Below are 25,700 nucleotides of genomic sequence, written 5' to 3'. Positions count from 1 at the left end.
CCTCCGTCACACACGCCACATCCGTCCCGTGCGACTCCGCATTCTCTCGGTTCACGGGAAGAGGACGGTGCGGGCGCGCCGGTCGAGCGCGTCACACGGGTGGGCGGTCCCTGACAACGCAGCTGCACCTTGCTCTTGTTACCGGTCGGTAATACTCTGGAGTCAGTTACCGGCCGGTAAGTCGATCGGCCCTGGCACGAACGGCGGTGAAGGACGGATGGGCCACTACAAGAGCAACGTGCGCGACCTCGAGTTCAACCTCTTCGAGGTGTTCGAGGTACAGGACCACCTCGGAACGGGACCCTTCGAGGACGTCGACGTCGACACGGCCAAGGGCGTGCTGTCGGAGCTGTCGACCGTCTGCACCGGCCCGCTCGCCGAGCACTACGCCACGATCGACCGCAACCCGCCGGTCTTCCACCCCGAGGACCACACGGTCACCACCCCGCAGGAGCTCAAGGACGCCTACAAGGTCCTCTGGGACGGCGAATGGTGGCGCCTCGGCCTGCCGAACGAGCTGGGCGGCATGGGCATCCCGCCGTCCGTGCAGTGGGCCGCCGCCGAGCTGATGTGCGGCTCCAACCCGGCCATCTTCATGTACATGGCCGGCCCGAACTTCGCCTCGATCCTCCACGCGAACGGCAACGAGGAGCAGAAGCGCTGGGCCCAGCTGATGATCGACCGCGGCTGGGGCGCCACCATGGTGCTGACCGAGCCGGACGCGGGCTCCGACGTCGGCGCCGGCCGCACCAAGGCGATCCAGCAGGACGACGGCACCTGGCACATCGAGGGCGTGAAGCGCTTCATCACCTCGGCGGAGCAGGACTTCACCGAGAACATCATGCACCTGGTGCTGGCCCGCCCCGAGGGCGGAAAGCCGGGCACCAAGGGCCTGTCGCTGTTCCTGGTGCCGAAGTTCCACTTCGACAGCGGGACCGGCGAGCCGGGCGAGCGCAACGGCGCCTTCGTGACCAACGTCGAGCACAAGATGGGCCTCAAGGCCTCCACGACCTGCGAGCTGACCTTCGGGGCGCACGGCACCCCGGCCGTCGGCTGGCTGCTCGGCGACGTGCACGACGGCATCGCCCAGATGTTCCAGGTCATCGAGTACGCCCGGATGATGGTCGGCACCAAGGCCATCGGCACCCTGTCGACCGGCTACCTGAACGCGCTCGAGTTCGCCAAGGAGCGCGTCCAGGGCGCGGACCTGACGAAGATGACCGACAAGACCGCGCCGCGCGTCACGATCACCCACCACCCGGATGTGCGCCGCAGCCTGATGCTGCAGAAGGCGTACGCCGAGGGCATGCGCGCCGTCTACATCTACACCGCGACCTTCCAGGACAGGGTGCGCCTCGGCGACGAGGGCAGCGGGATCAGCACCGAGCTCGCGGAGAAGGTCAACGACCTGCTGCTGCCGATCGTGAAGGGCGTCGGCTCCGAGCGCGCCACCGAGCAGCTCGTGCAGTCGCTGCAGACCCTGGGCGGGTCGGGCTTCCTGCAGGACTACCCGATCGAGCAGTACATCCGGGACGCCAAGATCGACTCCCTCTACGAGGGCACCACCGCGATCCAGTCCCAGGACTTCCTGTTCCGCAAGATCGTCCGGGACAACGGCCAGGCGCTCGCGCACGTCGCGGGCGAGGTCCAGGCGTTCATCGACTCCGACGCGGGCAACGGCCGGCTCAAGGAGGAGCGCGAACTCCTGCGCACCGCGCTGACCGACGTGCAGGGGATGCTCGGCACGCTGACCGGCTACCTCTACGGCTCCACCAAGGACGTCACGGAGCTGTACAAGGTCGGCCAGCACACCGTGCGGCTACTGATGGCGGTCGGCGACCTGCTCGTCGGCTGGCTGCTGCTGCGCCAGGCCACCGTCGCGCTCGCCGCACTGGGCACCGACGGCGTCTCCGCGAAGGACCGGGCCTTCTACGAGGGCAAGGTCGGCGTCGCGACCTTCTTCGCGAAGTCCGTGCTGCCCCGCCTGACCTCGGACAAGGCGATCATCGCGAACGCCGACAACGAGCTCATGGAGCTCGACGAGGCCTCGTTCTGATCCGGCCCCGATGACGAAGGGCCCCGGGCGCGGACTCCCCGCCCGGGGCCCTTCCTCGTCGCGCCCCTACTGCGCGATGTAGCTCTCCAGCTGCTCGCGCTCCTGCTCCAGCATGTCCATCCGGGCCTTGACCAGGTCGCCGATGGACACGATCCCGGCCAGCGCCCCGTCGACGATCACCGGCAGGTGCCGCACCCGGCGGTCGGTCATGACCCGGGCGAGGTCGCCGACGCCGTCGTCGGGCGAGCAGGTGACCACCTCGGTGGTCATCACCTCGGCCACCCGCGCGTCGAGCAGCGCGGCACCGTGGCTGTGCAGCCGGCGCACCACGTCCCGCTCGGAGACGATGCCGACCAGCCGGTTCCCGTCGACGACGGGCAGTGCGCCGAGGTTCCGCTCGGCGATCGCGCGCAGCACCTCGCCCATCGAGTCCTCCGGCGCCACGGTGCTGACCGCGCTGCCCTTGCTCCTCAGAACGTCCGCGATGCGCATGGGGTACCCCGATCCCTCGCTGTCCGACGGCTGGAGGGATCAGGGTACGAATGTGACCTGGCTCTCGTCATCCCCCGACGGGGACGATCACCGGATCAGCCGCCGCACTGCACGATCGGCTGAGGGTTGTACTTGACCGTCCGCGTCTTGCTGGTCGTCTCCCCGGTCTGCACATTGCGCATGGTCCGGGTGTCGGTCGCGGTGAAGCCGGGCGAGCCCTTGCTGGCGCTGCACGGCTGGCCGGCCGGGATGTTGACGACCTGCGGCTGGGTCGGGTTCGTCCGCGGCCCGGTCGCCGAGGTGACCTCGTACATCTTCTGCCCGATGAACGAGACGGTGACGTTGCTGGGCGTCCACGCCGTGCGGATCAGCACCGGGGTCGGGCCGTCGTTGCGGAACTTGACGTCGATGAGGTCGTTGAAGACCGTCGCCTCGCGGGCCACCGGGTAGCGGCTGATGTAGTAGCTGTGCTCCTTGTGCTCGATGTCGGTCATGCCGGCGAAGTACGACGCGTTGTACAGCGTCGTCGCGAGCTGGGAGACACCGCCGCCGACGCCGCGCGCCGGGTGGCCGTCCTCGATGATGCCGGCCTCGACGTAGCCGTTGGCGGCGTTGCGGGGGTTGCTGACGCCGTTGAGGCTGAACGTCTCGCCGGGCTGCACGATCTGGCCGTTGATGGCCTCGGCGGCGCGCTTGATGTTCTGCCCCGAGTCGGCGGCGAACCCGCCGGTGGTGAACGTCGAGATCTCGGTGGCGTTGCCCAGCGACTCCAGGTCGGCCGTGGTGATCTCGGCCGGCTTGTTCGCGTAGACCGCCGCGACCGTGCGCTCGCCCTGGCCGGTGAGGATGGGCAGCACGTTCGCGAAGGTGGCGTCGTAGTCGATGCCGCGCCCGTCCTGCGACGGGACGACCCGCGGCGGCGTCGCGGCGAAGTCGAGCTGGGCGTCGACGCCGGGCTTCTCGGTGCTCGCCAGCTGCGGCTGCGCGATGTCCTCGAGGGTCTTGTTCGCGATCACCGGCTTCAGCTTCACGGGCCCCTCCGGGTCCGCGGTGAAGCTGAGCGCGGTCGTGATGTCCTCCGGGGTGATGGTCGCGTTCGCACCCTCACCGGTGATCGTCAGCGGGCCGGCGACGGCGGGCTTGGCGACCTCGTCGATGGCCTTCTGCACGTCGGCCGGCGTCGTGACGGCCTGCTCGACGATCAGCGGAAGCTGCACCGGCTCGCCGGAGGCCCACTGCTCCTCGACGACGCCGACGGCCGCGTCGACGTCGAGCTGCTGGCCGGGCTCCGGCGCGACCGGGGTCGGGGTGACTCCCTGCCACTCGACCGAGCCCTCCTTGGGCTCCTTCATGACCAGCGGGGCCATCTGCTCCAGCGCGGTGCGCACGGCGCGGTCGTCGGCGGAGTTGACCACCCCGACCTCGCGGGTGGTGAAGAACGAGGAGATCCGGGTGATCGGGTTCAGCGGCTGCTCGCCCGCCTCGTCGAGAGTGCGCGCGTAGTCGACCTGCAGGCCCGCGGCCTTCGGGTCGATCTCGGAGCTGACCTCACCGGCCTGGACCGGCACCGGCGCGGAGGAGCGGGGCTCGATCGCGGCCTGCAGCGTCTCGGTGGCCTGGGCGCGCGACATGCCGCCGATCTGCTGACCGGCGACGACGACGCCGCGCGGCACGCTGCCGGAGCTCAGCGCGAGGTCGCCGACGTAGCCGAGGACGAGCACGCCGAGCGCGGCGGCCGCGACGATCAGGCCGACCGGGCGCTTGCGCTGCGGGCCGTCACCGCCCTCGCCGTCGCCGTGCCCGTCGCCGTCGCCACCACCGGGGCCGCCGGGACCACCGGGGCCTCCCGGCCCACCCGGACCGGTCGCGCCCGCGGGGCCGGTCGCGCCGGCACCGAGGACCGCGGTGCCCGCGCCCGGGCCGCCGGTGTGGATGCGGGCGGTCTGCTCGGCGGCGCCGCCCGCGGGCGGCGTCGCGGCCGCGGCCGGGGTGACCCGGGGCAGGATATGGGTGCGCTGCTCGCTGAGCGGAGCGACGCGGACGGTGTCCTGGTCCTGCCCCTCGGGGGTGGCGGGGACCGGGCGGGTCGCGTCCGGCGCACCGGCCGGCCGGGGGCCGGGCTGCGGCGCGGCGGGGCCCGCGGGCGTCGGGGCGCCGCCGGACGGCTGCGGGGCGGCCGTGCCGGACTCCGGGCGGGGCGGGGTCCCGGGCTGCTGCGGGGCACCGGCGTCCGGCCGCTGCGGCGCGGGGGGCTGCTGGTGCGGGGCGGGCGCAGGCGCGGCCGGACCGTCCGCGGTGGTCGCCTGCCCGACGACGGTGCGGGCCGCGGGGGACTCCGGCGGCGCCTGCTCGGCGGCCTCGGCCGGGTCGGCGGGACCGGACTCGGCGGCGGAGACCTCGGTGGCGCCCTGCGGCGCGGGAGTTCCCTGCGGCGCGGCGGGGGCGGCGGGGCCGGGCGAGGGACGGCGGGCGGGCATCACGGGGCGACCGGCACCGGCGGCGTCGCCGTTCTGCGGGTCTCCCGGCTCCGGCGCGGACGTCACCGGCTGCTCGTCCGCGTCGTCGGACGAGGGAGGACGCTCGGGCATGACGTGGGACTTCCTTTCCGCACTGCCATCGACTCTGTGATCGCGACCGGCGTCGTCGACTGCGTCGACACCGCTGTCGAACCGGGTGGGCCGCGGGTCCGTGCGGACCGGCGCGACCCGGGGGGTCAGAGGTAGAGACCGGTCCCGTGCTGGGTGGCCTCGGAGGCCACCGCGTGCAGGTCCCGCTCACGCATGACCAGGTGCCCGACGCCGGCGATCTCGACCTCGTACTGGTCCTCCGGGGCGAGCAGGACGCGGTCGCCGGCCTTCACCGTGCGCACGTGCTGTCCCACCCCGACCACCTCTCCCCAGACCAGACGCTTGGCGACCTGTGCGGTTGCCGGGATCACGATTCCGGCCGAGCTCCGTCGCTCGCCGGAACCCTCGACCCTCTTGATCATGACCCGGTCGTGGAGCATCTGGATCTCGAGTTTGGGCTCGGCCACCGGGCCGATGCTACGGGTGGGCCCTGACGCCCCCGGCGGCGCCCGGCACAGGCGACAGCATGCCCCGAACGTGGAACGCCCCGCGGCGCTACCGAGTCGGGGGTCGGGTGGCGCCGCGGGGCTCAGCAGGGGTTTCGCACCGGTACGACGACCTGTTACACCGCAAACAGTTTTCACTCGTCCGGAGCAGCGGGACTCAGGTGTTGGCGAGCAGGTACCGCCCGAAGTGCGGCACGGTGAAGGCGATCTGGCCGCGCTGGGCGGAGAACACCAGGCCCTTCTTGAGCAGGCTGTCGCGCGCCGGGGACAGCGACGACGCGCGCCGGTCCAGGTGCTTGGCCACCAGCGACGTCTCGACGGGGTGGTCCTCCCCGTCGGTCAGCTCGGCCATCGCCCGCAGGTACTCGCGCTCCGCGGGCGTCGCCCGCTCGAAGCGCGAGCCGAAGAAGCCGACCGCGAGCTCTGCCTCGGCCTCGGGGGCGGCCATCTCGACGTCCTTCACGCCGATCGGACTGGTCGGTGCGGCGTCCCAGGCGGCCTTGCCGTAGGCCTGCACGAAGTAGGGGTAGCCGCCCGAGCGGACGTAGAGGTCGTCGAGGGCCTCCTGGTCGAAGGTCGCCTCCTCGCGCTCGGCCGGGGCGATCAGCGCGAAGTCGGCGTCCTTGCGGTCCAGCCGGTCGATCCGCGAGTACTTGAACAGCCGCTCCGAGTAGGACTTCGACGCCGACAGCACCGCGGGCAGGTGCGGCAGCCCCGCCCCGACGACGACGAGCGGCACCCGGGCCTGGGACAGCTCGTGGCAGGCGGCGCAGAGCGCGGAGACGTCCTCGGGCCGCAGGTCCTGCATCTCGTCGATCAGCAGCGCGATGCCGGAGCCGACGTCCTGGGCCAGCTCCGCGACCTCGGTGAACAGCTCGACGAGGTCGATCTCGATGTCGCCGGAGTCCGCGCGCCCGTTCTTCACCGGGACGTCGATGCCGGGCTGCCAGCGCTCCCGCAGCTTCGTGCCCTCGGGGGACGACCGCAGCGCGAACGCCTTGAGCACGCCCAGCACCTCGTCGATGCGCTCGGGGGCCCGGTGCCGGACGGCGAGGTCGCGGATCGCGCGGTGCAACGCAGCGGACAGCGGACGGCGCAGGTCGGCGTCCGGGCGGGCCTCGATCTTCCCGGCGCCCCAGCCGGCGTGCATCGCCATCGAGCGCAGCTCGCCGAGCAGCACCGTCTTGCCGACGCCGCGCAGCCCGGTGAGCACCAGGCTCCGCTCCGGGCGACCGCGGGCGACCCGCTCCAGGACGATCTCGAAGGCGTCCACCTCGCGGTCCCGGCCGGCCAGCTCCGGCGGGCGCTGCCCGGCGCCGGGGGCGAACGGGTTGCGCACCGGGTCCATGCGAGGACGGTATCCGCCGCTCTTCGGAATTCCGTAGACGACGGCGGCGTGTCGCGGCCCCGCCACCCGTGCGGCCCAGCGACGACGTCGGTCACCCAGCGTGGTCGCGATGCCCGTCCGGGCCGGCTCCGGCGTCGCCCGTGCGGTCCGCCGCGAACGCACCGTGCGAGCGGGGCCGGTGAACGCCTGCGTTGTCGTCACGATCCGGTGGCCCGCGCCCGGCGACCTTCCGCGACCGCGGTTGACCAGCAACACTTCGAGGCGTGCACCACCCTGTCGCACGTGACTACGCCCGGGAGGAGAGCGCTGTGGGCCGACACCGCGGACGGCACCGCGCCGACCGGATGCATCACTCGACGCTGCGGATGAAGCCGATCACGCTGCGTCGCCGACGGCTGGAGAGCCTGCGCAGCCTGCTCGCAGGAGCGCGCCCCGGCTGGTGAGAAGGACGGCGGGGGCGACCCCCGAACGCCCCCGCCGTCCACCACCCCGACCCGGACCTGCCGCGCCCGGCCGTCGCACCCCCGGTGCCGCCGTCGCACCCTCCGCACGGGGTGCGGAGACCGCGTGCGGGGTGCGCCGGGAGACCACGCACCGCGAGGCCCGGTGACGGGTCAGGTGCGGTCGGGGCCGTCCACGACCTCGCCGTCGACGACCGGGCCGGTGCCCGCGGCGGGACCGGTGATGCGCGGGTACGCGGTCGCCGGGCGCGGCTCGGTGACGGTCTCCCCCTCGACCACGGTGGCGCCGTAGCGGATCCGCGCGGTGCGCAGGCTCGGTGCGGCCCGCTCGGCGGCGTTCACCATGCGACGCCGGACCAGGGCCCGCGTCGGGGGGAACACCAGGGCGAGACCGAGCACGTCGGTGATCAGGCCCGGCAGGAAGATGAGGATGCCACCGGCGGCGACGAGCAGCCCGTCGGTCGCCTCCTCGTGCGCCAGCTTCCCGCGCTGCACGGCGGTGGCGAGCGCGCGGGCGGCGCGGACGCCCTCCCGGCGGGCGAGCAGGAGCCCGATCACGGACCCGGCGAGCAGGACCAGCAGGGTCCAGCCCAGTCCGATCCACGCGATCAGCCCGGCGAGCGCGACGATCTCGAGCACGACGTAGAGCAGCACGAACGGCATGCCCGTACAACGCACGGGCACGCCGTTCTGCTCCCGGATCGCCCGAATTCCCCGGATCGGTCCCCGGGGCCCCCGGATGATCTCCCCAGGTCACCAGGTGAAGGCGACCCCGGGGTCGTGCAGCAGCGCGCCGACGTCGGCGAGGAACCGCGAGCCCTCGGCCCCGTCGACGAGGCGGTGGTCGAACGACAGCGCCAGCCGGCACACGGTGCGCACGGCCAGCTCGCCGTCGACGACCCAGGGGGCGGGCTTGATCGACCCGACCGCGAGGATCGCGGCCTCGCCGGGGTTGATGATCGGCGTCCCGGTGTCGACGCCGAGCACGCCGACGTTGGTGATCGTGAACGTGCCCCCGACCAGGTCGGCCGGGGCGGTCCGGCCCGCCCGGGCGGTGTCGGTGAGCGTCGTGAGCGCGTCGGCCATGCCGCGCAGGGTGAGCGTGTCCGCGTCGCGGATCTTGGGGACGACGAGACCACGCGGCGTCGCGGCGGCGATGCCGAGCTGGACGCGGGCGTAGTAGACGATCTCGCCGGCGCGCTCGTCCCAGCTGGCGTTGACCGCCGGGGTCCGGGCGGCGGCGAGGCAGGCGGCCTTCGCGACGAACGCCAGCGGGGTCAGCTTGACCCCGGCGAACTCGCGCGAGGCCCGCAGCCGGTCGCGCAGGGCCATCATCTCGGTGACGTCGACGTCGAGGAACTCGGTGACGTGCGGCGCGGTGAACGCACTCGCGACCATCGCCGCGGCGGTGGCCTTGCGGACACCGCGGATGGGCTCACGCCGGTCCTCGGTGGGCCGGGCGGTGGTCGTGCCCGGTCCGGCGGCGGTACCCGGCCCGGCGGCGAGCCCCGGGTCGCCGGGGCCCGAGCCGTCCGGCGCGGCACCCGAGGTCGCGGCGCCGGCGAGATCCCCGGCAGCGGCACCCCCCGCGGCGAGACCACCGGCAGCGGCACCCGCCGCGGCGGGACCCCCGGCGACCGGCGACCCGGCGGACGTGCCGGCAGTGCCCGCTCCGGCGCCCCGGCCGTCGGCCGCAGCGCCGTTCCCGGCACCCGTGAGCCCGGCCCCCGACGCGGCGGCGTGCACGTCCTCCCGGGTGATCCGGCCGTCCCGCCCGGTCCCCGTCACCGCCCGCAGGTCGACGCCGAGCTCCCGTGCGAGCAGCCGGACCGGCGGCGGAGCGAGCGGGACCTGGGCGGCACGCGGTCCGACCGCGTCGCCCCCGGCCCGGCCGTCGGAGCCCCCGGCCCGGCCGTCCGAGCCCCCGGTCTGCCCGTCGGAGCCCCCGGTCTGCCCGTCCGAGCCCCCGGTCTGCCCGTCGGAGCCCCCGGTCTGCCCGTCGGAGCCCCCGGCTCCCGGGTCGGCTCCGGTGGACGTCCCGGGAGCGGCCTGCTCCGGCGACCCGAGCGACTGCTGGGGCGACGGGACGGGGGCCGCGCCCGGCCCCGGGGCGTCCGGGACCCCGGCGCCGGCGGCGCCGGGGTCCCCCGCGGCGACGGACCCGGGCGCAGTGGAGGCGGTGGGCTCGCGCCGGGGCCGTCGCCGGGCGGAGCCCTGCCGCGGCCCGTACCCGACGAGCGTCGCGATCCGTCCGTCCCTGCCCGCCTCACCGATCTTCGCTCCGGTGTCGGCGCCGGCGTCGGGCGCGGACCCACCGGTGTCGATCGCGATGATCGGCGTCCCCACCGCGACGGTCGCGCCCGGCTCGGCCAGCAGCTCGCCGACCGTTCCGGCCCACGGTGAGGGCAGCTCCACGGCCGCCTTCGCCGTCTCGATCTCCACGATCACGTCGTTCACCGCGACCGTGTCCCCCGGCGCCACCCGCCAGGTGACGATCTCGGCCTCGGTCAGCCCCTCGCCGACGTCGGGCAACTTGAAGTGCTCACGCATGTGCTCGTCCTCACCAGGCCAGGGAACGGTCGACGGCGTCGAGCACCCGGTCCAGGTCCGGCAGGTACTCCTCCTCCAGCCGCGACGGCGGGTAGGGCGTGTCGAAACCGGTCACGCGGAGCACCGGCGCCTCCAGCGAGAAGAAGCACTCCTGCTGGATCCGGGCGGCGACCTCGGAGGTCACCGACGACTCCGCGGGCGCCTCGGACACCACGACCAGCCGACCGGTGCGGCGCACCGAGTCCGCGACCGGGCCGAGGTCGAGCGGGGACAGCGACCGCAGGTCGACCACCTCGAGCTCGCGGCCCTCCTCGGCGGCCGCGGCGGCCGCGTCGAGGCAGGTCTTCACCATCGGCCCGTAGGTGGCGACGGTCAGCGTCGAGCCCGGCCGCACCACCCGCGACGCGTGCAGCGGGTACGCCGACGCCAGGTCGGCGCCGTCGAGCTCGCCCTTCTCCCAGTACCGGCGCTTCGGCTCGAAGAAGATCACCGGGTCGTCGGAGAGGATGGCCTGCTGGATCATCCAGTGCGCGTCCGACGGGGTCGAGCAGGTGACCACCTTCAGGCCCGCGACGTGCGCGAACAGCGACTCGGGCGACTCGGAGTGGTGCTCGACGGCACCGATCCCGCCGCCGTAGGGGATCCGGACGACAACCGGCACCGGCACCCGGCCCTGGGTCCGGTACCGCAGCTTCGCCAGCTGGGACACGATCTGGTCGTAGCCGGGGAAGACGAACCCGTCGAACTGGATCTCGCAGACCGGCCGGAAGCCGCGCACCGCGAGCCCGATCGCGGCGCCGATGATCCCGGACTCCGACAGCGGGGTGTCGAGCACGCGCTGCTCGCCGAAGTCCTTCTGCAGCCCGTCGGTGATACGGAAGACGCCGCCGAGCCGGCCGACGTCCTCACCCATGACCAGCACCTTGGGGTCGCGCTCCATCGCGGCACGCAGGCCGTCGTTGAGCGCCTTCGCCATCGTGGTCGGCACGGCTCAGTCCTCCTGGTCCGCGAACGACGCGTGGTAGGCCAGGAACTCCTCGCGCTGGCGCTCCACCGTCGGCGACGCCTCGGCGTAGACCTGGGAGAACATCCGCTCCGGACCGGGCTGGGGCATCGCCCGGCAGAACGCCCGCATCCGCTCGCCGAGCTCGTCGGCCTCGGCCTCGACGGCGTCGAAGAAGTCGGCGCCGACGCCGTGCCGGCGGGCCAGGTGCACCCGGACCCGCTCGATCGGGTCCTTGAGCTTCCACAGCTCGACCTCGTCGGCGAGCCGGTAGCGGGTCGCGTCGTCGGAGGTGGTGTGGGAGTCCATCCGGTAGGTGAACGCCTCGATCAGCACCGGGCCGTTGCCGGTGCGGCACTCGTCGAGCGCCCAGCGGGTGACGGCGAGGCAGGCGAGGACGTCGTTGCCGTCCACCCGGACGCCGGGGAAGCCGTAGCCGCGGGCGCGCTGGTAGAGCGGCACCCGGGTCTGGCGCTCGGCCGGCACCGAGATCGCCCACTGGTTATTCTGGCAGAAGAAGACCAGCGGCGCGTCGTAGGCGGCGGCCCAGACGAAGCCCTCGTGGACGTCGCCCTGGCTCGTGGCGCCGTCGCCGAAGTAGCAGATGGTGGCCTCTCCGGTGTCACCGTCGGCGGAGCCGACCCCAGCGGCACCGCCGCCGACCTTCGACTCGAAGCGCTGGCCCATCGCGTACCCGGCGGCGTTGAGGCACTGGTTGCCGATGACGATCGTGTACGGGTGGAACCGGGTCGCGACCGGGTCCCAGGTGCCGTGGTCGGTGCCGCGGAAGATGCCGAGCAGCTCGGTCGGGTCGACCCCGCGGCACCAGGCGACGCCGTGCTCGCGGTAGCTGGGGAAACACATGTCCTCGGGTGCGAGCGCGCGGCCGGAGCCGACCTGCGCGGCCTCCTGGCCGAGCAGCGGCACCCAGAGGCCGAGCTCGCCCTGGCGCTGCAGGGAGTTGCCCTCGCGGTCGGCCCGCCGGACCAGGACGAGGTCGCGGTAGAGCGACTGCAGGTCCTCGGCGGTGATGTCGGCGGCGTAGCGGTCGAAACGCTCGTCGGGCACCCGCTCGCCCTCGGGGGTGAGCAGCTGGACGAGCTCCGGCCCGCCCTCGTCGACGCCCTTCAGCCCGGCGACGACCTGGTCGTGGCTGGGCCGGGATCGCGGATCGGTCGGTATCCACGCCTGGGGTACGTCCACGGCAGACCTCCTCGGTCGCACCGGGCGGGGTCACGCCCGGGAGCGTCGGCTCCGGGCCCGTGCGGGTGGTGCGGGCCCCGGGACGCGCAGGCGCGTCACCGCCGATCCTGGCACGTCACCGGCCCCGAGGAGAACCGGTGCCCCGCAGGTCGACGGGTGGACGACGGACCGTCGGACGTCCACAGACGACGGTCCCGGCACCCGGCCGGGACCGTCGCGGGAGCGGGTCAGGCGCCGTGCGGGCGCTCCGGGTCCGGCGGCGGGAACGCCGGGGGCTGCTGCGGGGTGCGCTGCGTCGGCGCGTCCGCACCGCCCGCCGGGTACGGCGGGTTCCCGGCGGCCGGGCGGCCCGGGGCGGGCGGGGTGGTGCCCGGCGCGCCGTAGCCGTAGCCGGGCTGCGGGATGCCCGCCGCGTCCTTCGCCTTGCGCGCGGCCCCGGCGATCTGGTTCGTGTACTTGCCCTTGGTCTGCTTGTCGACGAACTGGGCGGCGGAGTCGAGGGCCTTGCCCGCCTTGTCCGGGTTGGACCGGGCGTAGCGGCGGGCGGCCTCGACCGCTCCTGCCAGAACGGTGAGTCTGCGGAACAGCGACATCGTCGAGGACCTCCGTGACGAATGCGGCACCGCGTCGGACCGCGGCGCTGGGTCGTCGCACCAACAGTAGGCGAACGGGCACGGACCGGCGCGGCGTTCCACCGTCGTGGGACGAGCACGTAACGGATCGGCCGTGCGGGCGGCGCGGACCCGCCGACAGGTGGCAGGATCCCCGCCGTTCGACCCCGCCTCACCTGGAAGGCAACCGCATGACGACCGCGAGGACCCGCAGCGTCCGCTCCCTGACCGGGATCGCACTGACCGCACTGACCGCACTGGTCCTGACCGGCTGTGGCGCCGGCGGCGACGGCAGCGGGGGAGGCGGTTCCGCCGAGGCCACAGGCACCGATGCTCCGATCCCGGCCGTCGCCAAGGACGACCGGCTCGCCGCGATGGTGCCGGCCGAGGTGCGGCAGGACGGCACGTGGGTCGTCGGCACCGACCCGACCTACCCGCCGAACGAGTTCACCGCGCCCGACGGCACCACGATCATCGGGATGGAGGTCGACCTCGGCAACGCCATCGCCCAGAAGCTGGGGCTGACCGCGAAGTTCGAGCAGAGCCAGTTCTCCGGGATCATCCCGGGCATCACCGGCGGCCGCTACGAGGCCGGCATCTCGTCGTTCACCATCAACGACGAGCGCACCAAGGTGCTCGACATGGTCGGCTACTTCTCCGCGGGCACCAGCCTCGCCACCCGCAAGGGCAACCCGGACGGGATCGACCCGAACGACCTCTGCGGCAAGGCCGTCGGCGTCCAGCAGGGCACCGTGCAGGTCGAGGACGTGCAGGCCCGCACCACGAAGTGCACCGACGAGGGCAAGCCGGCCATCCAGGTGACCGAGCTGCAGGCCCAGACCGACGTGACGCTCGCGCTGAACTCGAACCGGATCGTCGCGATGCTCGCCGACTCCCCGGTCGCGGCCTACGCGCAGACCACCACGAACGGCGCCGTCGAGGTCGTCGGGCAGCCCTACGACACCGCCCCGTACGGCGTCGCGCTGAAGAAGAACGACGGCCAGTACGCCCAGGCCGTGCAGGGCGCCGTCCAGTCGCTGATCGACGACGGCACCTACACGAGGATCCTCGACAAGTGGAACGTCGCCAACGGCGCCGTCGCCACCTCCTCGATCAACGGTGGCTGAGCCGGCGACCACCGGCGCCCGCCCCGAGCCCCGCGACGCGGTCGCCGTCCGGCACCCCGGACGGTGGGTCGCGATCACGGTGCTCGCGGTCCTGGGCGCGATGCTGGTCAACACCCTGCTGACCAACGAGAACTTCGGGTGGCCGATCGTCGCCCAGTACCTGTTCTCCGCGCCGGTGCTGAACGGCTTGGCGAACACCCTCGTGCTCACCGTGCTGTCGATGCTGATCGGCATCGTCGGCGGCGTCGGGCTGGCCGTCATGCGGCTCTCGCCGAACCCGGTGCTGTCCGGGGTGGCCGGGGTGTACCTGTGGCTGTTCCGCGGCACCCCGCTGATCGCCCAGCTGCTGTTCTGGAGCTTCCTGTCGGCGCTCTACCCGAACCTGTCGCTGGGCATCCCGTTCGGCCCGGAGTTCGTCGTGTTCGACACGAACTCGCTGATCACGCCGTTCCTGGCGTGCCTGCTGGGCCTCGGGCTGAACGAGGCCGCCTACATGGCCGAGATCGTGCGCGGCGGCATCCAATCGGTCGACCAGGGCCAGAGCGAGGCCGCCGGGGCGCTCGGCATGACCCGCGCCCAGACGCTGCGCCGGGTGGTGCTCCCGCAGGCGATGCGGGTGATCATCCCGCCGACCGGCAACGAGACCATCGGCATGCTGAAGACGACGTCGCTGGTCGTCGTCATCGGCTACACCGAGCTGCTCACCTCGGTGCAGCGGATCTACTCGACGAACTTCCAGACCATCCCGCTGCTGATCGTGGCCGCGGCCTGGTACCTGCTGCTGACCTCGCTGCTCACCGCCGGCCAGCGGGTCATCGAACGCCGCTACGGCCGCGGAGTCGCCGGTGCCGTCACCGAGGCGACCCCGCTGGTGCGGCTGTTCTCGTTCCGGACGGGAGGGAAGACCTCGTGACCCCGATGGTCCGCGCCGAGACGGTCGGCAAGAGCTTCGGCGACGTCGAGGTGCTCCGCGGCGTCGACCTCGTCGTCGAGCCCGGGCAGGTCTGCTGCGTGATCGGGCCGTCCGGCTCGGGCAAGTCCACGCTGCTGCGCTGCATCAACCACCTCGAGACGATCGACACCGGGCGGCTCTGGGTGGGCGGCGAGCTCATGGGTCTGCGCGAGGAGAACGGGAGGCTGTACCGGCTGCGCGACTCCGCGCTCGGCAGGCAGCGCCGCGAGATCGGCATGGTGTTCCAGCGCTTCAACCTGTTCCCGCACCGCACCGCGGCGGAGAACGTGATGGAGGCACCGGTCGTCGTCCGCCGGGAGTCCCGCGCGACCGCACGGAAGCGGGCCGTGGAGCTGCTCGGCCGGGTCGGGCTGGCCGACCGGGCCGACGCCTACCCCGCGCAGCTGTCCGGCGGGCAGCAGCAGCGCGTGGCGATCGCCAGGGCGCTGGCCATGCAGCCGAAGCTGATGCTGTTCGACGAGCCGACCTCGGCGCTCGACCCGGAGCTGGTCGGCGAGGTGCTCGACGTGATGCGCGAGCTGGCCCGCGAGGGCATGACGATGATCGTCGTGACCCACGAGATGGGTTTCGCCCGCGAGGTCGGCGACGCGCTGGTATTCATGGACGACGGCCGGATCGTCGAGTCGGGCGACCCGCGCGCGGTGCTCTCCGCCCCGCAGGAGGAGCGCACCCGCGCGTTCCTGTCGAAGGTGCTCTAACCGGGGGGGATGCGCCCCATCAGGTAGAACTCCGGGTTGGGGCGCAGCGCGGTCAGGTGCGCGAGCCGGTTCGACATCGCGAACAGCGCGGTGATCGCGCCGACGTCCCAGATCTCGTCCTCGGACAGCCCCGCGGCGCGGGCGTCGTCGAGGTCGGCCTCGGTGAGCGCCTCGGAGTTCCGGGCGACCAGCAGGGCCAGGTCGACGATCGCGCGCTCGCGCTCCGACAGCTCGACGGCGTAGGGGTTGGTCGCGACGCGGTCGGCGATCTCCGGGTCCTTGTAGCGGACCCGGAGGATCGCGCCGTGCGCGACGACGCAGTAGGTGCAGTTGTTCGCCCCCGAGGTGGCGACGACGACCAGCTCGCGCTCGGCCTTGGACAGTCCGTCGTCGGAGTCCATCAGCGCGTCGTGGTAGTCCAGGAACGCCCGCAGCTCCCGTGGGCGCCGCCCCAGTGCGCGGAACACGTTCGGGACGAACCCCGACCGCTCCGCGATCGCGCCGATCCGCTCCGCCAGGTCCGGCGGGAGCCCGTCGGGGTCGACGTGCCCGAACCTGCTCACCTCGTGCTGTGCCATGACGCGGACGCTAGCCGTCCGGGCCGTCAGCCGGGAGCGGCGACGCCGGTCCGGTAGGCCCACACCACGGTCTGCAGCCGGTCCCGGGTCCCGATCTTCGCCATCGCCCGGCCCAGGTGCGACTTGACCGTGGACGTCTCGACGACCAGCTCGTCGGCGATCTCGGCGTTGGACAGCCCGCGGGCCAGCATCCGCACGATCTCGGTCTCGCGCGGGGTCAGCGGGGCGACCCCGCCGTCGGGCGCAGCGTCCGGGGCGGGGCGGCGACGCGCGAACTCGGCGATCACCCGGCGGGTGACGGTCTGGTCGATCAGCCCGTCGCCGCGGGCGAGTCGGCGGACGGCGTCGACGAGGTCGTCGGGGTGGGTGTCCTTCAGGACGAACCCGCTCGCGCCCGCCTCCAGCGCGCCGAACACGTAGTCGTCGAGGTCGAAGGTGGTGACGACGAGGACCGCCGGGACCGGGTCGTCGAGGCCGGTGATCTCCCGGGTCGCGACGAGCCCGTTGCCGCCGGGCATCCGGACGTCCATGCAGACGACGTCGGGCCGGTGTGCGCGCACCAGCGCGACGGCCTCCGGCCCGCTCGACGCCTCGCCGACGACCTCGACGTCACCGGCCAGCTCCAGGAACATCCGGAACCCGGCCCGGACCACCGCCTGGTCGTCGGCCAGCACCACCCTGATCACGCGCGTCCCCCTCCGGTCTCCGGGCCGGGATCGTGCGGGACGACCAGGCGGACCCGCCAGCCGTCGTCGCCGGTCCGGCCCGCCTCGAACTCACCCCCGACCAGCTGCGCCCGCTCGCGCATCCCGGCCAGCCCGAACCCACGGGTGCCCGGCGCGCTGCCGGACTCCGGCGGGGTACCACGCGCGGGGCCGTTCACCACCTCGACGGCGACCCGGCCGTCGGCGTGGGTCACGGTCACCCGGACCGGGGCGCCGGCGGCGTGCTCACGGGCGTTGGCCAGTGCCTCCTGCACCACCCGGTAGCAGGTGACGTCGGCGACCGGGGACGGCTCGCCCGGGTCCCCGCGCCGGACCAGCTCCACCGGCCCGCCCAGCTCCCGGGCCTGTTCCACGAGCCCGTCGAGCTCGGCGAGACCGGGGACCGGGGCGTCGGCCTCGGCGCCGCCCGCCCCCGGCTCCCGCAACGCTCCGACGACCAGACGCAGGTCGTGCAGGGTGCGGCGACCCTGCTCCCGCAGCCGGGACGCCGTCCGGCGCGCCTCGTCCGGGTCCCGGTCCACCAGCCGCTCGACCACCGCGGCCTGCACGACCATCGCCGACAGGTGGTGCGCGGCGACGTCGTGCAGCTCGCGGGCCATCCGCGCCCGCTCCCGCGCGACGGCGGCGTCCGCCCGCTCCCGGTACGCCGCGACGACACCGGCCGTGTGCACCCGGTCGAGCTCGGCGTAGCGACGCCGGGTCCGCAGGTACACGCCCAGCAGCAGCGGGCCGCCGTAGACCAGGACCGCCGACAGCACCTGGGCGACGACCAGCCCGGCCGCGCCGAGCAGTGCACCGTCGGCCGGTCGCACCGCGATGCCGGTGAGCACCACGGTGGTCTCGACGACCGCCGCCGCGCCGACCAGGGCACCGGCACGTCGCGTCGGGAGCCGGGACCCGCAGGTGCCGGCCGCGACCGCCGTCGCCGGGCCGCGCAGGGCCGCACCCACCGGCAGCAGGACGACGTTCACCAGCTCCAGCCCGACCGTCAGCGCCAGGCAGACCGCCGGGGCGGTGCGGCGCAGCGCCAGCAGCAGGTTCGCCGCGGTCACCACCCCCAGGGCCAGCGCCGCCGTGCCCGGTGCCAGGCCCAGCTCCGCGGCCGGACCCGGTGCCAGCACCACCGGGGTGACCACCGCGAGCGTCCCGGCCGCGACGAGCACCGCCAGCGCGGCGTCGCGGCGGCGCGGTCCGGCCAGGCCGAGCGCGGTGAGCCGGGCGTCGAGCCGTTCCGCGCCCGTGCGGGGCGGCGGTTCGGGGTGCGGGTGCATGGGGGTCTCCGGCCTCGGGTGGGGTGATCGTAGGGCTCAGTAGGTGAGGCTCGGCAGCAGCAGGCCCGCCACGACCGCGACCACCGCGACGCCGGCCAGCGCGACCAGCAGCAGCACCCGGCCGGTCACCGGCCACCCGCCGGCCCGGGAGCGCAGCGCGGTGACCACCCCGGCCGCCGCGACGGGCACGCCCGCCAGCCCGATCCACTGGAGCACCTGGAGCCCGCGCAGGACCGGGAGCGGCACGTCGACCAGCGACGCGATCGTGAGCACCGAGACCACCCAGCCCGTGAGCGCGACGAGCGCGGCCACCGCCGCCGCCCGGGTGAGGCCGTGCAGGACCCGGTCGGTCCGCGGCCGGGCCGCGACGACCACGCCGTACCGGCGCCGCCACAGCGCCCCCGCGGGCCGGGCGACCAGCACGCCGAGCAGCACCACGACCGAACCGGCCAGCACCGTGCCGAGCAGCGCCGCGTCGCGCAGCGGGCCGACCGGCAGCTCGGTGAACGCCGCGTCGTGGCCCAGCGCGGTGACCCGGCCGTCGGCGTCGGTGCGCACGGTCAGCAGCCGCCGGCCGCCGACCTCCCGCCACAGCCCGGGCCGGACCTCGGCGTAGGCGGCCGGACGGACGTCGTTCGGGGCGGGGGAGACCAGCAGCGTGCCGTCCGGACGGGCCGCGACCCGCATCTGCCCCATCAGGTTCATCGCGCCCATGAAGGTGCTCGCCGACCGGCGCGCCGACTCGTAGGTGCCCGCGATCGCGGCGGCCCGGGCCGGGGTGCCGGCGTCCGGGGCGGGCGCCGGGCCCGCCGTGCCGGGCAGGTAGCGGTCGGTGAACCCCTCGGTCACCGCGCGCCGCAGCTCCAGCGTGTCCGCGCCGCCACGCCCGCTGCTGTTCGTCGTGACGAACACGCCGATCCGCTCGGCCGGATACAACTGCAGGTGCGAGTGGAACCACTGGGTGTCGCCGCCGTGGCCGAGGACGAGGTGGCCGTTGCGGCTCTCGTCGAACAGGCCGGGTGCCATCCGCGGCCCGTCGGCGAGCGCGCCGAGGGTGTCCGGGCCCAGCGCCGGACGCTGCATCAGCGCCCACGCGGCGGGGGAGAGCAGAGGGGTCGAACCGGGCGCGCCGAGCAGGGCCGAGGCGAACCGGCCCATGTCGGTGGCCGACGCGCTGAGCGACCCGGCCGGGGCCGGGCTGACGAACTCAAACGGTGCCGGCGGGGCGTCGACGCTGGTGTAGCCCTCCGACATCGCCCCGGCGGCGGCCGCGGGCAGCGGCTGGTCGAAGGTCGCGGTCGTCATGCCGGCACGGTCGAGCACCTCGCGCTGCACGTAGCGCTCGAAGGGCTCCCCGGTGACCCGCTCGACGACGTACCCGGCCAGGCCGTAGCCGTAGTTGGAGTACGACGGCACGGTGCCGGGGGTGCCGACCTGCTCGGGTGGGTCGGTGGCGAGGAACTCCCGCAGCGACGGGCCGCCCGGCGCGGCGCGGATGAGGCCGCGGATCTGCTCCTCGAAGCCCGCGGTGTGGCTCAGCAGGTTCCGCAGGGTCACCGGGCCCCGGGGCATCGGCACGTCGATGTCGAGGTAGCGGCGGACGTCGGTGTCGAGGTCGACCAGGCCGCGGTCGGCGAGCTGCAGCACGGCGACCGCGGTGGCCACCTTCGACACCGATCCGACCCGGAACAGCGTCCGGTCGGGGTCGACCGGACGGCCCGGTCCGGCCGAGCCGTAGCCGCGGGTGGCGAGGACCTGCCCGTCGCGGACGACGGTGACCGCGGCCCCGGCGATGCCGGTCCGGTCGAGCGCGGCGGGGACGAGGCCGTCCAGCCAGGCGCCGACGTCGGCGGGGCCGAGCGGGGCGGTCGGGACGGCCGCCCGCGGAGCCGGGTCGGGGGCCGGCGCGGACGGGGCCGCGCAGCCGCCGACCAGGGCCGCGACCAGCACGACGAGCAGGGCGACGGCGGCGGGGCGACGGCGGGGCGGGCCGCCGGTCCGGCGTGCGGTGATCATGCCGTCGAGCCTCGCGGGAACGGGTCCCCGGCACATCGGGCGCAGGTCGGCACCGCGGCCTACGACCTCCGACGGAGACCGCCCTTCCCCGCGCGAGGCCCGATCCGGGACCATGTCGCGCCATGGGAGTCCCGGAGCAGGTCCGCACGCAGCTCGCGACCTGGTGCACCGAGCAGGTACCCGACGGTGAGAGCGACCGGCGCCGGATCGCCTACACCACGGCCGGCAGCACCGTCACGATCCTCGACCGGCGGCCGCCCGCGTTCCCGGAACTGGGTGCGGCGTGGTCGTCGACGGCGCTGGCGCAGCTGCGGGCCGACGACCCCGGGCCGGGCAGCTGGACGCTGTACCGCGTCGCCGACCCCGCCTCGGGGCAGCGCTGGCAGCCGGCGGGGCCGCCGGACACCGACCCGTTCGTGCTGCTCGCGCAGGTCGCCGACGGGATCCGCGCGAGCAGCTGACGCTCAGTCCTCCCGGCCGCCCGTGACGGCCGGGCGCGGGCCCGGGGCCATGGCCGACGGCGTCGACGGGCGGGACGGCTCGTCGTCGCGCGGCGCCGTGTCCGACCCGCGCGGGGCCGGGCGCGGTGCGGGCACCGGCGTCTCGACGGCCTCGTGGGCGGTGACCGGTCCGGCCTGCGCCGGCACGGCGACCGGGACCTCCGGTGCCTCCGCGGCCGTACGGGCGGCGGGCACCGACGACAGCGGCGGGACGACCGGGACCGCGGGGTCCGGCCGCACGGCGGCAGTGCGGTCCCCGGTGCCGCGCAGGAACCGCGCCGAGGCCTGGTTCAGCACCTCGAGCAGGGTCGTCCCGGACGAGGCTGCCCGCGGCTCGTCCCCGACGACGGCGAGCATCCGCGGCGCCGCCGCGGTCAGCAGCAGCCCGTCGGCCTGCATCGCACCCGCACCCAGCACGACCACCAGGTCGGCGGTGTCCGCCGGGGGCAGCGTGCCGAGGACGTCGTCGACGGGCTCGGAGACGACCAGGCCGAAGCCCGGGACGCCGCGGCCGGCGTCGGCCGCCCAGGTCTCGGCGAGCTGTGGGTGGGTCCCGGCGAGCTCGCCGAGCAGCCGGTCCAGCTCGTCCCGGTCGGCGACCTCGCGCCGGGCGCGGTCGAGCTCCTCGCACGCGTCGGTGTAGGCCTGCGGGTCGTGCGCCCGCAGCGCCGCGACGACGGCCTCGTGCTCCGGGGCCCGTGCCCCGTCGGGCACCCGGTCGGCGCAGGTGGCGGCCAGGCGCTCCAGCTCGTCGGCGGCCTCGGCGGGGTCGCCGTGCTCGTCGTAGTCGACGATCGCGCGGGCGACCCGCTCCGCGGCGGCCAGGTCCGGCACCGAGACCGGGGAGTCCTGCTGCAGGAACAGCACGTCGTGGCGGAGCGCGCCGACCGACCGTGCGGTCGCCGCCACCCGGTCCAGGGTGTCGGTGAGCGCGGGCAGCTCGGAGGGGTCCCGCGGGATCGGCAGCCCCAGCATCGAGCACAGCCGCGCGATCTCGTCGTCGCGGCGGGTCAGGTCGAGGTGGTGGACGATCGCGACCACGTGGTCGTGGTTCTGCGGGGTCTCACCGGCGACGCGGAAGCGGCGCAGGTGCGGCTCGGCGTCCTTCTGCTCCTGCGGGCGGAGGTAGGACCGGGTCCGGCCGCCGGAGTCGAGGAAGTCCAGGTAGCGGCGGATCACGTCGGCGCCGCCCTGGGGCAGCGGCTCCACGATCTCGATCGCGGGGCCTGCGGCGTAGCGGGCGCGGTCGTCGCGCTGGCGGGCGGAGTGCCCCTGGAGCGCCTCGAACTCGGCGCGCAGGCCCTGGTGGACCAGGCGGCCGACGACCTCGCGCAGCCGGTCGGCGTCCGGGGCCGCGGTGATGGTCTCCAGCGAGCGCAGCACGCAGCGGGCGACCTGGGTGACGGCGCCGCGCCGGTCGGCGTCGAGGTCGCGCAGCAGGCCGGGGACGATCCGGGCCTCACCGGTCTCGGCCCCGGCCACGACCCGTCCGGCCCGCTCGCAGCAGCCCGCGACGTCGGCCGGGTCGGGCATGCCGTCGACGTCGGGGAGCTGCTGGCCGCGCCGGGCGGCGCGGTCGGCGCCGACCCGGGCGAGCAGGCGGCGCAGCCGCTGCAGCTCGGGGACCGGCAGCTCCGGGAACGGCGTGGCGACGCGGCCCGCGACGCTCGCCGGCAGCGCGTCGTGCACCGCGGCGACGCGCTCGGCGGGCGCACCGGTCAGCAGGACGCGCATGCCGTAGCCGGTCAGCTCGGCCAGCGCCCTGGCGAGCTCGCCGGGGCTGGTGTCGGAGAGCACGACGAGCGGCTCCTCGGCCACCACGCCGAGCAACGTCGACGGGTGGGCGGGGTCCTCCTCGGGGCGCGGCGGGGCCGCGGCCCCCAGCGCGGTCGACAGGGTCCGCAGACCGGCGGGCACCCGGCCGGCGCGCACGTCGCCGGTGATCCGCGCCGCCGCCGTCCGCGGTGCCGCTCCGCCGCGGCCGGCCGACGCCAGCCGTTCGACGAACGCGACGAGCGCGTCGATGTCCGTGTCCTCGGACACCCGGACGTCCAGCATCTCGCCTCACACCTCCGCCGTACCTGTGTCGTCGCCCCGGGGACGACGTTCACGGTGTGTATCGCCGTGGACGGCCCGGTGTTCCGCCTCCGCCGCGACTTTCCGGCCGGGACCGGTCGGCCACCGTCACGACGAGCGACGGAGCCGGGTCCCTTTCGGGGCACACGGCGGGTGCGGGTTCATCCACTCGGACGTCCCCGGTTCCCCGCGACAGGCTACCTGCTGGGGCGCCACGCTGGGCCGATCTCGTCGACACCGTGCCACGACGCCCCCTCCAGCACCCTCCGCCGTCCACAGTGGGTTGCCGAGTTCGTCCGGGCACTACTCCATAAGAGTGAAATACCCGGTCAGCAGCAGCGGGCGGACGGGACGCGGTCCTGACGGTCGGTCCGCTCCCGCCAGAACTCGCGCTCGCCCAGCACCGGGGCACCCGGATGGTGGGCCGCCCGATGGGCGAGGTACCGCTCGTAGTCGCGCTCCCCGGCGAGCTCGCGCAGGAACGTCCAGAACGCCCGGACCCGGCTCATCCGGAGCCCCCGGCCCGCGCGAGCTCGCGCTCCTCGCGGGTGGCGACCAGTCCGGCCGGCGCCTGGATCCGGGACTCGACGTACGGGTCCTCGGAGCCGCCGGGCAGCGGGCGTCCGCGCAGCACGGCGACCCACACCCGGACCGAGTCGGCCAGCACGATCACGATGAGCAGCGCGAACAGCGCGGTGAGCACGGTGTCGACGGTCGTGTTCACGACGACCTTCTCCATCGCCTCGACGGTCCTGGCGGTGCCCAGGCTGGTCTTCCCGGCGTCGAGCGCGGCCTGGTACTGGTCGCGCTGGGCCCAGAACCCGAGCTTGGGGTTGTCGGAGAAGATCTTCTGGTAGCTCGCGGTCAGCGTGACGACGGCGTCGAACACCAGCGGCACGAGCGTGATCGGTGCGTAGCGGGCCCGGCCGGTGCGGATCAGCAGCGTCGTGCAGACGGCCAGCGCGACCGCCGCGAGCAGCTGGTTCGCGATACCGAACAGCGGGAAGAGCTGGTAGATCCCGCCCAGCGGGTCGTTGACGCCGGCGTGGAGCAGGTAGCCCCAGGCCCCGACGATGACCGCGCTGCAGATCCAGGCACCCGGGCGCCAGCCCGTGTCGCGGAAGCGCGGCCAGACGTTGCCGACCGTGTCCTGCAGGATGAAGCGCCCGACGCGGGTGCCGGCGTCCACCGTGGTGAGGATGAACAGCGCCTCGAACATGATCGCGAAGTGGTACCAGAAGGCCCGCATCGCGTCGCCGCCGAAGACCTGGGAGAACACCGTCGACAGTCCGACGGCCAGCGTCGGCGCCCCGCCGGAGCGCCCGACCAGGGTCTGCTCCTCCACGGCCTGCGCGGCCGCGGTCAGCTCGGCGGGGGAGATCGTGAACCCGATCTGCTGCACCGCGGCGGAGGCGGACTCGACCGTCGGCCCGAGCACCGTCGCGGGCATGTTCATCGCGAAGTAGAGGCCGGGGTCGAGGATGCAGGCCGCGGCCAGCGCCATGATCGCGACGAAGGACTCGGTGAGCATCGCGCCGTAGCCGATGACCCGGATCTGGGACTCCTTCTGGATCAGCTTCGGCGTCGTGCCCGAGGCGACCAGGGCGTGGAACCCGGACAGCGCACCGCAGGCGATGGTGATGAAGACGAACGGGAACAGCGAGCCCGCCGCGACCGGACCCTGCCCGTCGGAGGCGAACCGGGTCAGCGCGTCCATCTGCAGCGACGGCCAGGCCAGCAGGATCGAGGCCGCGAGCAGCACGACCACGCCGACCTTCATGAACGACGACAGGTAGTCGCGCGGCGCGAGCAGCATCCAGACCGGCAGCACCGAGGCGGCGAAGCCGTAGACCACCAGCGCGAGGGTCAGCTGGTTCGCGGTCAGGTGGAAGACCTCGCCCCAGGACGAGTTCTGCACCCAGCCGCCGCCGACGATGGCCAGCAGCATCAGCGCGACGCCGACCACCGAGACCTCGATGATCTTCCCCGGTCGCAGGTAGCGCAGGTAGAAGCCCATGAACAGGGCGATCGGGATCGTCATCGCGAGCGAGAACGTGCCCCACGGCGAGTCGGCCAGGGCCTGCACGACGACCAGCGCCAGCACCGCCAGCAGGATCACCATGATCGCGAGGACGGCGACGATGGCCGCCGTACCGCCGACCGGCCCGATCTCCTCGCGGGCCATCTGGCCGAGGCTGCGCCCGCTGCGACGGGTGGAGAAGAACAGCGTGACCATGTCCTGGACCGCGCCCGCGAACACGACGCCGACGATGATCCAGATCGTGCCGGGCAGGTAGCCCATCTGCGCCGCGAGCACCGGACCGACCAGCGGGCCCGCACCGGCGATGGCCGCGAAGTGGTGGCCGAACAGCACCCGGCGGTCGGTGGGCTGGAAGTCCTGCCCGTCGTCGAGGCGCTCGGCCGGGGTGGCACGGGTGTCGTCCACGCGCAGCGCGCGGTGGGCGATGAAGCGGGAGTAGAAGCGGTAGGCGATCGCGTAGGAGGCGACCGCGGCGAACACCAGCCAGGCCGCGGAGATCTCCTCGCCGCGGGTGAACGCGACGATCGACCAGGCGATCGCCCCCACCACCGCCACCGCGACCCAGATCGCGATCTGCCTCGGGTCGCGACGACGGGCCGTGCCCGTCCCCCGGGCCCCTGGCTCTCCCGGTCGCTCCGTCGTGACCATGCCGCCCCCTGCTCGTGCACCGTGCGTGACCGACGCCGTCGTGGAGTCGACCCGGTCGGGCACGTTACGTCGAGCAACGTTCGCTGTCACCGGTCGTGGGACCGCCGTTACCGAGTCTCGACCCGGGGTCCCGTCCGCGGGGGCGGCGGACGGGGCGACTCCGGTGTGGTCGGCACGCAGCACGGAGCCCCCGCACACCGGGCGGTGTGCGGGGGCTCCGTGGGTCCCGCGCGGCCGGGGCCGCGGTGGG

General features: G+C 74.3%; 22 protein-coding genes. 6 read left to right on the top strand and 16 right to left on the bottom strand.

Features of this window, described 5'->3' with window-relative positions; genetic code table 11:
- Positions 1–217 precede the first annotated feature (217 nt).
- Positions 218–2,056 (top strand): acyl-CoA dehydrogenase, encoded by a 1,839-nt coding sequence (locus AC0GKK_RS16080; RefSeq protein ID WP_476653147.1) that lies wholly within the window; start codon positions 218–220, stop codon positions 2,054–2,056.
- 66 nt (positions 2,057–2,122) lie between these two features.
- Here the strand turns inward: AC0GKK_RS16080 and AC0GKK_RS16075 are convergent, their stop codons facing one another.
- The 4 genes from AC0GKK_RS16075 to AC0GKK_RS16060 form a co-directional block, all read right to left on the bottom strand.
- Complete coding sequence (locus AC0GKK_RS16075) at positions 2,123–2,548, bottom strand: CBS domain-containing protein (protein ID WP_489881982.1); 426 nt, start codon at positions 2,546–2,548, stop codon at positions 2,123–2,125.
- Positions 2,549–2,643: 95 nt separating this feature from the next.
- Complete coding sequence (locus AC0GKK_RS16070; protein WP_489881981.1) at positions 2,644–5,136, bottom strand: VanW family protein; 2,493 nt, start codon at positions 5,134–5,136, stop codon at positions 2,644–2,646.
- 125 nt (positions 5,137–5,261) lie between these two features.
- On the bottom strand, positions 5,262–5,582 hold the full coding sequence (locus AC0GKK_RS16065) for a GroES family chaperonin (protein WP_043276256.1): 321 nt from the start codon (positions 5,580–5,582) through the stop codon (positions 5,262–5,264).
- Between the two features lie 196 nt (positions 5,583–5,778).
- Positions 5,779–6,969, bottom strand: coding sequence for an ATP-binding protein (locus AC0GKK_RS16060; RefSeq protein WP_062398897.1), 1,191 nt, complete (start codon positions 6,967–6,969; stop codon positions 5,779–5,781).
- 308 nt (positions 6,970–7,277) lie between these two features.
- On the opposite strand from AC0GKK_RS16060, the gene AC0GKK_RS16055 reads away from it, so the two are divergent.
- Positions 7,278–7,412 (top strand): hypothetical protein, encoded by a 135-nt coding sequence (locus tag AC0GKK_RS16055; protein ID WP_255497807.1) that lies wholly within the window; start codon positions 7,278–7,280, stop codon positions 7,410–7,412.
- A 171-nt stretch (positions 7,413–7,583) separates the two neighbouring features.
- Here the strand turns inward: AC0GKK_RS16055 and AC0GKK_RS16050 are convergent, their stop codons facing one another.
- The 5 genes from AC0GKK_RS16050 to AC0GKK_RS16030 all read right to left on the bottom strand — a co-directional run bounded on the left by AC0GKK_RS16050 (position 7,584) and on the right by AC0GKK_RS16030 (position 12,779).
- Entirely contained in the window at positions 7,584–8,093 is a 510-nt protein-coding gene (locus AC0GKK_RS16050) for an FxsA family protein (RefSeq protein WP_489881980.1), read from the bottom strand.
- Positions 8,094–8,183: 90 nt separating this feature from the next.
- Positions 8,184–9,980: a dihydrolipoamide acetyltransferase family protein gene (locus AC0GKK_RS16045; RefSeq protein WP_489881979.1), complete on the bottom strand. Its 1,797-nt coding sequence runs from the start codon at positions 9,978–9,980 to the stop codon at positions 8,184–8,186.
- A 10-nt stretch (positions 9,981–9,990) separates the two neighbouring features.
- Complete coding sequence (locus AC0GKK_RS16040; RefSeq protein WP_405421646.1) at positions 9,991–10,956, bottom strand: alpha-ketoacid dehydrogenase subunit beta; 966 nt, start codon at positions 10,954–10,956, stop codon at positions 9,991–9,993.
- Between the two features lie 15 nt (positions 10,957–10,971).
- The gene (gene pdhA, locus AC0GKK_RS16035) at positions 10,972–12,186 is read right to left on the bottom strand and encodes a pyruvate dehydrogenase (acetyl-transferring) E1 component subunit alpha (RefSeq protein ID WP_405420834.1); all 1,215 of its coding nucleotides are present in this window, start codon (positions 12,184–12,186) and stop codon (positions 10,972–10,974) included.
- Between the two features lie 227 nt (positions 12,187–12,413).
- The gene (locus tag AC0GKK_RS16030) at positions 12,414–12,779 is read right to left on the bottom strand and encodes an antitoxin (RefSeq protein WP_073576094.1); all 366 of its coding nucleotides are present in this window, start codon (positions 12,777–12,779) and stop codon (positions 12,414–12,416) included.
- Between the two features lie 209 nt (positions 12,780–12,988).
- Here AC0GKK_RS16030 and AC0GKK_RS16025 point away from each other — a divergent pair, with 209 nt between their 5' ends.
- Genes AC0GKK_RS16025 through AC0GKK_RS16015 form a run of 3 tightly spaced genes read left to right on the top strand, consistent with a single transcriptional unit; the run spans position 12,989 to position 15,595 of the window.
- Positions 12,989–13,924: an ABC transporter substrate-binding protein gene (locus AC0GKK_RS16025; protein WP_489881978.1), complete on the top strand. Its 936-nt coding sequence runs from the start codon at positions 12,989–12,991 to the stop codon at positions 13,922–13,924.
- A complete protein-coding gene (locus AC0GKK_RS16020) occupies positions 13,917–14,837 on the top strand; it encodes an amino acid ABC transporter permease (protein ID WP_489881977.1) in 921 nt (306 codons plus the stop codon). Before AC0GKK_RS16025 ends, AC0GKK_RS16020 begins: the two co-directional genes overlap by 8 nt.
- A complete protein-coding gene (locus tag AC0GKK_RS16015) occupies positions 14,834–15,595 on the top strand; it encodes an amino acid ABC transporter ATP-binding protein (RefSeq protein WP_405420828.1) in 762 nt (253 codons plus the stop codon). Before AC0GKK_RS16020 ends, AC0GKK_RS16015 begins: the two co-directional genes overlap by 4 nt.
- Here AC0GKK_RS16015 and AC0GKK_RS16010 read toward each other — a convergent pair.
- From AC0GKK_RS16010 to AC0GKK_RS15995, 4 genes are read right to left on the bottom strand one after another with little or no spacing between them, the layout of a single operon-like run.
- A complete protein-coding gene (locus AC0GKK_RS16010) occupies positions 15,592–16,173 on the bottom strand; it encodes a peroxidase-related enzyme (RefSeq protein ID WP_489881976.1) in 582 nt (193 codons plus the stop codon). The genes AC0GKK_RS16015 and AC0GKK_RS16010 overlap by 4 nt on opposite strands.
- Before the next feature lie 26 nt (positions 16,174–16,199).
- Positions 16,200–16,859, bottom strand: a complete 660-nt coding sequence (locus AC0GKK_RS16005) for a response regulator transcription factor (protein WP_073576097.1) — start codon at positions 16,857–16,859, stop codon at positions 16,200–16,202.
- On the bottom strand, positions 16,856–18,169 hold the full coding sequence (locus tag AC0GKK_RS16000) for a sensor histidine kinase (RefSeq protein WP_405420824.1): 1,314 nt from the start codon (positions 18,167–18,169) through the stop codon (positions 16,856–16,858). Before AC0GKK_RS16000 ends, AC0GKK_RS16005 begins: the two co-directional genes overlap by 4 nt.
- 36 nt (positions 18,170–18,205) lie before the next feature.
- Complete coding sequence (locus AC0GKK_RS15995) at positions 18,206–20,185, bottom strand: serine hydrolase domain-containing protein (protein WP_489881975.1); 1,980 nt, start codon at positions 20,183–20,185, stop codon at positions 18,206–18,208.
- 122 nt (positions 20,186–20,307) lie between these two features.
- On the opposite strand from AC0GKK_RS15995, the gene AC0GKK_RS15990 reads away from it, so the two are divergent.
- Positions 20,308–20,646: a DUF3024 domain-containing protein gene (locus AC0GKK_RS15990; RefSeq protein WP_405420820.1), complete on the top strand. Its 339-nt coding sequence runs from the start codon at positions 20,308–20,310 to the stop codon at positions 20,644–20,646.
- Between the two features lie 3 nt (positions 20,647–20,649).
- Here the strand turns inward: AC0GKK_RS15990 and AC0GKK_RS15985 are convergent, their stop codons facing one another.
- From AC0GKK_RS15985 to AC0GKK_RS15975, 3 genes are all read right to left on the bottom strand, one after another.
- Positions 20,650–22,743: a hypothetical protein gene (locus AC0GKK_RS15985; protein WP_489881974.1), complete on the bottom strand. Its 2,094-nt coding sequence runs from the start codon at positions 22,741–22,743 to the stop codon at positions 20,650–20,652.
- A gap of 347 nt (positions 22,744–23,090) precedes the next feature.
- Entirely contained in the window at positions 23,091–23,270 is a 180-nt protein-coding gene (locus AC0GKK_RS15980) for a YbdD/YjiX family protein (RefSeq protein WP_073576102.1), read from the bottom strand.
- The gene (locus AC0GKK_RS15975) at positions 23,267–25,450 is read right to left on the bottom strand and encodes a carbon starvation CstA family protein (RefSeq protein WP_489881973.1); all 2,184 of its coding nucleotides are present in this window, start codon (positions 25,448–25,450) and stop codon (positions 23,267–23,269) included. Before AC0GKK_RS15975 ends, AC0GKK_RS15980 begins: the two co-directional genes overlap by 4 nt.
- Between the last annotated feature and the right edge of the window lie 250 nt (positions 25,451–25,700).

It is taken from the genome of Pseudonocardia sp. P-1, assembly GCF_058111925.1.
This window is presented reverse-complemented; position numbering and strand designations above follow the sequence as displayed.

Coding starts and splice junctions, on each gene's coding strand:
- AC0GKK_RS15980 (WP_073576102.1), bottom strand. CDS start 23,270: ATGAGCCGGGTCCGGGCGTTCTGGACGTTCCTGCGCGAGCTCGCCGGG.
- AC0GKK_RS16075 (WP_489881982.1), bottom strand. CDS start 2,548: ATGCGCATCGCGGACGTTCTGAGGAGCAAGGGCAGCGCGGTCAGCACC.
- AC0GKK_RS16010 (WP_489881976.1), bottom strand. CDS start 16,173: ATGGCACAGCACGAGGTGAGCAGGTTCGGGCACGTCGACCCCGACGGG.
- AC0GKK_RS16040 (WP_405421646.1), bottom strand. CDS start 10,956: ATGGCGAAGGCGCTCAACGACGGCCTGCGTGCCGCGATGGAGCGCGAC.
- AC0GKK_RS15985 (WP_489881974.1), bottom strand. CDS start 22,743: ATGCTGGACGTCCGGGTGTCCGAGGACACGGACATCGACGCGCTCGTC.
- AC0GKK_RS15975 (WP_489881973.1), bottom strand. CDS start 25,450: ATGGTCACGACGGAGCGACCGGGAGAGCCAGGGGCCCGGGGGACGGGC.
- AC0GKK_RS16050 (WP_489881980.1), bottom strand. CDS start 8,093: ATGCCGTTCGTGCTGCTCTACGTCGTGCTCGAGATCGTCGCGCTCGCC.
- AC0GKK_RS16070 (WP_489881981.1), bottom strand. CDS start 5,136: ATGCCCGAGCGTCCTCCCTCGTCCGACGACGCGGACGAGCAGCCGGTG.
- AC0GKK_RS16030 (WP_073576094.1), bottom strand. CDS start 12,779: ATGTCGCTGTTCCGCAGACTCACCGTTCTGGCAGGAGCGGTCGAGGCC.
- AC0GKK_RS15990 (WP_405420820.1), top strand. CDS start 20,308: ATGGGAGTCCCGGAGCAGGTCCGCACGCAGCTCGCGACCTGGTGCACC.
- AC0GKK_RS16045 (WP_489881979.1), bottom strand. CDS start 9,980: ATGCGTGAGCACTTCAAGTTGCCCGACGTCGGCGAGGGGCTGACCGAG.
- AC0GKK_RS16000 (WP_405420824.1), bottom strand. CDS start 18,169: ATGCACCCGCACCCCGAACCGCCGCCCCGCACGGGCGCGGAACGGCTC.
- AC0GKK_RS15995 (WP_489881975.1), bottom strand. CDS start 20,185: ATGATCACCGCACGCCGGACCGGCGGCCCGCCCCGCCGTCGCCCCGCC.
- AC0GKK_RS16060 (WP_062398897.1), bottom strand. CDS start 6,969: ATGGACCCGGTGCGCAACCCGTTCGCCCCCGGCGCCGGGCAGCGCCCG.
- AC0GKK_RS16025 (WP_489881978.1), top strand. CDS start 12,989: ATGACGACCGCGAGGACCCGCAGCGTCCGCTCCCTGACCGGGATCGCA.
- AC0GKK_RS16080 (WP_476653147.1), top strand. CDS start 218: ATGGGCCACTACAAGAGCAACGTGCGCGACCTCGAGTTCAACCTCTTC.